The following is a 6040-nucleotide window of genomic DNA, read 5'->3' as shown; positions in this document are numbered from 1 at the left end:
CTTATGTCCCAGCCTCTTGTTTTTTTATGAACGTAAGCTTGCTTTAAATTGTTCTTCAACAACTTTTAATACATTAGCATGAGCTGCTGATACTTCTTCATCCGTAAGCGTGCGCTCTGGATCTAGATAGCGTAAAGAGAAAGCGACAGACTTTTTGCCTTCTTCCATTCTTTCACCATCATATAAGTCAAACACCGCAACTTCTTTCAATAGTTCTCCACCAGCTTCATAAATCGCTGTTTGAAGTTCTCCTGCTAATACTTCTTTATCCACAACAAGAGCAATATCTCTTGTGATTGATGGGAAGCGAGGAATTGCAGAATAGCGAACTTCTTCTACTTTCGCCGCAAAGATTGCTTTTAAGTTTAGCTCAAATACGTACGTTTCGCGAAGACCATATTGTTTTTGCGTCACTGGATGAAGCTGACCAACATACCCAGCTTCTTGACCATTTAATACAACTGCCGCTGTACGTCCAGGGTGCATGCCTTCTTGATTTGTAGGCTTATATTCAATGTGATTATCAAGACCTAATGCTGATAATAATCCTTCTACAACGCCTTTAGCCACATAGAAATCAGCTGCTTTCTTTTCACCTTGCCAGCTGTGAGAATGCCATAAGCCTGTAATTGCTCCTGCTACTCGCTCTTCTTCTATTGGTAGCTGACCTTCTTCAGTTCCCAAGAACACTGAACCTGTTTCATATAGCGCAATTGAGTCTGTTTGACGAGCGTTATTGTGTTTAACAGCTTCAAGTAAGTGTGGTACTAAGCTTTGACGAAGAACGCTGCGGTCTTCACTCATTGGCATCGCTAAACGAACTGTTGATGCAGTATTTAATGCAAACTGTGTTGCTTTCTCTGCACTTGTTAATGAGTATGTTGTTGTTTGAGCTAACCCAGCGCCTTCTAAGAAACGGCGTACTTTACGACGCTTTAGCTGATAATCAGATAAACGGCCTGGCGTTGCTACAGTCACAGGAAGAGTTGTTGGTAAGTGGTCGTACCCATACATACGAGCTACTTCTTCCACAATATCTTCTTCAATTGTAATATCACCGCGACGCGTTGGAACGGTTACGATAATGGCATCGCCTTCCACTTTGCTTTCGAACTGAAGACGATTCATGATTTCTTGAACTTCAGCCATTTCTAGCTCTGTACCAAGAACATGATTGATGCGCTCAAGCGTTACAGATACAACAGCTGGTTCAATTGTCATTTCATCAAATTCAACTGTTCCTGAAACAATTTCTCCACCCGCATAAGCAGCCATTAGTTCAGCAGCACGATCAGCTGCTATACGTGTGCGGCTTGGGTCGATTCCTTTTTCAAAACGTGCACTTGCTTCACTACGAAGACCGTGCTCTTTCGATGTTTGGCGCACAGATAACCCGCGGAAGTAAGCAGATTCAATTAACACATTTACTGTGTCATCTTGGACTTCAGAATTCGCTCCTCCCATTACACCGGCTAAAGCGATTGGGTCTTTACCATTTGTAATGACAAGCTGGTTCTCTTTTAGTACACGTTTTTGATCATCGAGAGTTACAATTTCTTCGCCTTCTTGTGCATGACGAACAACAACTTCTTTTGAGCCAAGACGATCATAATCAAACGCATGAAGTGGTTGACCGTATTCAAGTAAAATGTAGTTTGTAATATCAACTACGTTATTGTGTGGTCGAATCCCAGCTGCCATCAAGCGCGTTTGCATCCATAGCGGTGACGGCGCAATTTTAACATTTTTCACCATACGTGCTACGTATAAAGGATTATCTTCTTTTGCTTCTACTACAACTGAAATGTAATCCGATGCTTTTTCTTCCGTCTCTTGAAACTCAACCTCTGGGTATTTTACTTCACGATTTAAGATTGCTGCTACTTCATGAGCTACCCCTAGCATGCTTAAACAGTCTGAACGATTTGGCGTTAAGCCAAGTTCTAATACTTCATCATGCAAATTCAATGCTTCTAAAGCATCTGCTCCAACTTCAGCATCGCTTGGGAATACAAAGATTCCTTCTTGGTAATCTTTTGCGACAAGCTTGCTTTCAATTCCAAGCTCTTGAAGAGAACAAATCATGCCGTTTGATTCTTCACCGCGAAGCTTAGCACGCTTAATTTTAAAATTGCCTGGTAATACAGCGCCTACTTTAGCTACCGCTACCTTTTGACCTTGTGCTACGTTTGGAGCACCACAAACGATTTGAACCGTTTCATCCCCAAGGTCAACCTGACAACGACTTAACTTATCTGCGTTTGGATGCTGTTCACGTTCTACTACGTGACCGATGACAACACCGCTTACGCCTTTATTTAAATTTTCTACACCTTCAACTTCAATTCCACTTTTTGTGACTTTATCAGCAAGTTCTTCAGCTTTTACTCCTGATAAATCTACATATTCTTGCAACCAACGATATGATACAAACATGTTAGTCCCTCCTTTATACTTGTTTGAATTGATTTAAGAAACGAGCATCATTTGTATAGAAATGACGAATATCATCAACGCCGTGCTTTAACATAGCGATACGCTCTACGCCTATTCCAAATGCAAAGCCGCGATATTTTTTAGAGTCATAGCCGGCCATTTCAAGTACATTTGGATGTACCATACCAGCGCCTAAAATTTCAATCCAGCCTGTTTGCTTACAAACATTACAGCCTTTTCCTCCACATTTAGCACATGATACGTCCACTTCAACAGATGGTTCAGTAAACGGGAAAAAGCTTGGACGTAGACGAATTTCACGCTCTGCACCGAACATTTTTTTCACAAATACCTCAAGCGTTCCTTTTAAATCACTCATACGAATATTTTCATCTACAACTAAACCTTCAATTTGCATAAATTGATGTGAATGCGTAGCGTCATCATCATCACGACGATATACTTTACCAGGACAAATGATTTTGATTGGACCTTTCCCTTCATTTCCATTCATTACGCGGGCTTGTACTGTTGATGTATGAGTACGTAATAACGTTTCTTCAGTAATATAGAACGTATCCTGCATATCACGTGCTGGGTGACCCTTTGGTAAATTTAACGCTTCGAAGTTGTAGTAATCTTGCTCCACTTCAGGTCCTTCAGCTACTTCATAGCCCATGCCTAAAAACAAATCTTCAACCTCTTCAATTACGCTTGTTAGCGGATGATGTGTACCGACTTTAACTGGTCGACCAGGAAGTGTCACATCGATTGTTTCTGAAGCTAGTTTACGGTTGATTTCTTCTGCTTCTAGCGCCGCTTGCTTTTCTTCAATCTTTGAAGCGATTGCTTCGCGCACTTCATTTGCAAGTGCTCCCATTACAGGACGCTCTTCAGCAGATAATTTCCCCATTCCGCGAAGTACTTCTGTAATTGGTCCTTTTTTTCCTAAATAAGCTACACGTACATCATTCAATGCTTTTAAATCTTTTGAGTCATCAATTTTAACAATCGCTTCTTGTTGCAGCTCTTGTAAACGCTCTTTCATTGAATAATCCTCCTTTTGTTTTAAAAAATTGCAAATAAAAAAACCTCTCCCAAAAAGGGACGAGGTTTAATCGCGTTACCACCCTTGTTAACCATGCATCTGCACAGTTCACTTCATTAACGTTAACGGAATATCCGGAACACCTTTACATCAAAAATGATGGTCCAAGTGTCAACTCAAGAGGTGAATTCACTTATTGCGCTTATAAAAATGCTTTCAGTCACGGCATTTTCTCCCTGAATAACGCTACATAAGCTACTGCTCTCTATCACTGCTTTTCGCATATTTAGCTATTGTATTATTATAGTGAAAACGGCTAGCCGTTGCAACTACATTCCACGTAAATAGTACATTAAAATTGCTGATGCAATTGCTACATTTAACGATTCACTCTTTCCAAATATCGGTATATATAGGTTATGGTCCGTTTCATTCAGCACCGCTGAGCTTACACCTTGCCCTTCGTTACCAACAATCAGAGCAAAAGCTTCTGGCTTTTCAACTTCCGTGTACACAGAAGCATTTTGTAATGATGTACCATACACGCTAACTCCACATTCCTTTAGTTCTTTAATCGCACTAATTAAGTCTTTCTTAATAACAGGCAAGTTAAAGATTGCACCTTGAGTCGAACGGATGACTTTACTGTTATAAACATCTACACAGCCTGCTCCAATAATGACTGCATCGATTCCAGCAGCTTCTGCTGTACGAATAATGGTTCCTACGTTACCTGGATCTTGGACGGCATCTAACAGCACTAATCGACGCGCTGTCTGTAAGACGGATGATGATTGGTTTTGGTAACAAACGGCTGCAATTCCCTGAGGGGTTTCTGTATCAGCAATTGCTTTAATAACAGCAGGCGTCACCACAATCATCTCAACCGTATCAACATTCCAATGCGATGGAATATCAACATTATCAGCAAGAATGAGATACTTAATCATTTCTCTTTGGTTTAAAGCTTCTTCGACAAGATGAAAGCCTTCCACCAAAAATAAACCTTGATTATCGCGCTCTTTTTTTGTATGTAATTTTTTCCATAGTTTAACCTGTGGGTTCTTCACGGAATCAATTCGCTTCACCAAACATAACTCCTCTATTTATCAATTTCAGTTACGATACATAAATTGAATGTGACATACACAAACTATTTTTGATTTTACTATCTATAGTTGAGGTGATCACGATGGATCTTAATTTACGAAATGCTATTATATCAAATGTTTCAGGTAATTCTCAAGAAGAGCTTGAAGCAACGATTATGGATGCTATCAAAAGCGGTGAAGAAAAAATGCTTCCAGGTCTAGGTGTACTTTTCGAAGTACTATGGGAAAACTCGCCTAAAAGTGAAAAAGAAGAAATTTTAACAACACTTGAAAATAGCTTAAAGTAAGTACAAAAGGTGCACTCAAATTGAGTGCACCTTTTGTTTTATTCAAACGTAATTTTATTAACCGTTTCACGATCAAGTTTTTTAATAACTTCTGTAATTAACTTCACCGCATTTTCATAATCATCGCGATGTAACATTGCGGCATGTGAATGAATATAGCGAGTTGCAATTGTAATAGATAGTGCAGGTACGCCGTTAGCTGAAATATGAATAGCTCCTGAATCAGTACCACCGCCTGATAACGCATCAAACTGATATGGGATGTTCATTTCATCTGCTACATCTGTTACAAAGTCACGTAGACCCTTGTGAGAAACCATTGATGCATCATATAAAATGATTTGTGGACCGTCACCCATTTTTGATGCTGCTTCTTTTTCAGACACTCCTGGCGTATCACCAGCAATACCTACATCTACGCCAAATGCAATATCAGGTTGAATAAGATTGGCTGACGTTTTTGCACCGCGTAAACCAACTTCTTCTTGCACTGTTCCAACGCCGTATACAACGTTTGGATGCTCTTGACCCTTTAAATTCTTGAGCACATCAATAGCAATAGCACAGCCGATACGGTTATCCCATGCTTTAGCTAAAAGCATTTTTTCGTTATTCATAACGGTAAATTCAAAGTACGGAACAATTTGATCGCCAGGCTTTACGCCCCATTCCATTGCTTCTTCACGACTAGATGCACCGATATCAATAAACATATCCTTAATCTCAACCGTCTTCTTACGTACTTCAGCAGGTAAAATATGAGGAGGTTTAGAGCCGATAACTCCTGTAATATCGCCTTTGCGCGTTACAATTGTAACACGTTGCGCTAGCATAACTTGCGACCACCAGCCACCTACAGTTTGAAAACGAATGAAGCCTTTATCATCAATTTGAGTGACCATAAAGCCAACTTCATCTAAATGACCTGCAACCATAATTTTAGGGCCTTTTTCATCACCAACTTTTTTGGCAATAAGGCTTCCAAGTCCGTCTGTTGAAATGCTATCAGCATAAGATTCAATATATTTTTTCATCACTTCTCTTGGTTCGCGTTCGTTTCCAGGAATACCTTTTGCATCAGTTAAGTCTTTTAACATTTGTAATGTTTCATCTAACTTTTTCATTTATCCATACCCCTTTCATATGTATATCTTTTA

Annotated in this window: 5 protein-coding genes and 1 other annotated feature; of the genes, 1 reads left to right on the top strand and 4 read right to left on the bottom strand. The window is 39.8% G+C overall.

The features are described from left to right. Positions 1–24: 24 nt before the first annotated feature. The 3 genes from pheT to BFL01S_RS04215 form a co-directional block, all read right to left on the bottom strand. On the bottom strand, positions 25–2436 hold the full coding sequence (gene pheT / locus BFL01S_RS04225) for a phenylalanine--tRNA ligase subunit beta (protein WP_061784968.1): 2412 nt from the start codon (positions 2434–2436) through the stop codon (positions 25–27). A 13-nt stretch (positions 2437–2449) separates the two neighbouring features. Then, positions 2450–3484: a phenylalanine--tRNA ligase subunit alpha gene (pheS, locus tag BFL01S_RS04220; RefSeq protein WP_025907194.1), complete on the bottom strand. Its 1035-nt coding sequence runs from the start codon at positions 3482–3484 to the stop codon at positions 2450–2452. Positions 3485–3536: 52 nt separating this feature from the next. Continuing rightward, positions 3537–3765 (bottom strand) — a binding site (T-box leader). Positions 3766–3813: 48 nt separating this feature from the next. Beyond that, positions 3814–4572, bottom strand: a complete 759-nt coding sequence (locus tag BFL01S_RS04215; RefSeq protein WP_025907196.1) for a TrmH family RNA methyltransferase — start codon at positions 4570–4572, stop codon at positions 3814–3816. A 104-nt stretch (positions 4573–4676) separates the two neighbouring features. On the opposite strand from BFL01S_RS04215, the gene sspI reads away from it, so the two are divergent. Further along, complete coding sequence (gene sspI, locus BFL01S_RS04210; protein ID WP_061784967.1) at positions 4677–4883, top strand: small acid-soluble spore protein SspI; 207 nt, start codon at positions 4677–4679, stop codon at positions 4881–4883. A gap of 38 nt (positions 4884–4921) precedes the next feature. Here the strand turns inward: sspI and BFL01S_RS04205 are convergent, their stop codons facing one another. Then, positions 4922–6007, bottom strand: a complete 1086-nt coding sequence (locus BFL01S_RS04205; protein WP_061784966.1) for a M42 family metallopeptidase — start codon at positions 6005–6007, stop codon at positions 4922–4924. Between the last annotated feature and the right edge of the window lie 33 nt (positions 6008–6040).

The organism is Priestia flexa NBRC 15715, from assembly GCF_001591565.1.
GTDB classification, from domain to species: domain Bacteria; phylum Bacillota; class Bacilli; order Bacillales; family Bacillaceae_H; genus Priestia; species Priestia flexa.
This window is presented reverse-complemented; position numbering and strand designations above follow the sequence as displayed.